The sequence below is a fragment of the Vibrio sp. 1978 genome, from assembly GCF_033344345.1.
Genome location: NZ_JAWPOP010001005.1, coordinates 1 through 520 on the forward strand (window position 1 = coordinate 1; position 520 = coordinate 520).

At 49.2% G+C, this 520-nt stretch carries 1 protein-coding gene; it reads left to right on the forward strand.

All coding sequences use genetic code 11. The features are described from left to right. A partial coding sequence (locus R8N49_RS30345; protein WP_318190850.1) for a DEAD/DEAH box helicase occupies positions 1-520 on the forward strand: 520 nt, incomplete at both ends.

A 520-nucleotide genomic window follows, 5' to 3' on the forward strand; every position in this document is an offset into this window, starting at 1 on the left:
GGATGCTGTAACGGCGCTGGGTTACGAAAAACCGACTTCTATCCAACAAAAAGCGATTCCAATTGTGCTGCGTGGCAGCAACTTGATCGCGGCTGCGCAAACAGGCACGGGTAAAACCGCCAGCTTTGTGTTGCCAATCTTAGAAAAGCTTAGCCAAGGTGAGACACAACGTAAAAAACGCGCTCGTGCCATCATTCTTACGCCAACGCGTGAACTGGCTTTGCAAGTGCATCAAAGTATTGAAGCGTACGGGAAGAACTTGCCACTGCGCTCAATGGCGATGTTTGGTGGCGTGGAATATGCGCCGCAGAAGCAAGCGCTGATTGAAGGCGTAGATATTGTGGTGAGCACACCAGGACGTCTGATTGATTTATACGGCCAGCGTGCGATCCATTTTGATGAAGTGGAAATGCTGGTACTGGACGAAGCCGATAAGATGCTTGATATGGGCTTTATCGACTCGATCGATAAGATCATCGATTGCATGCCAGAAGATGTTCAAAGTTTGCTGTTCTCGGCT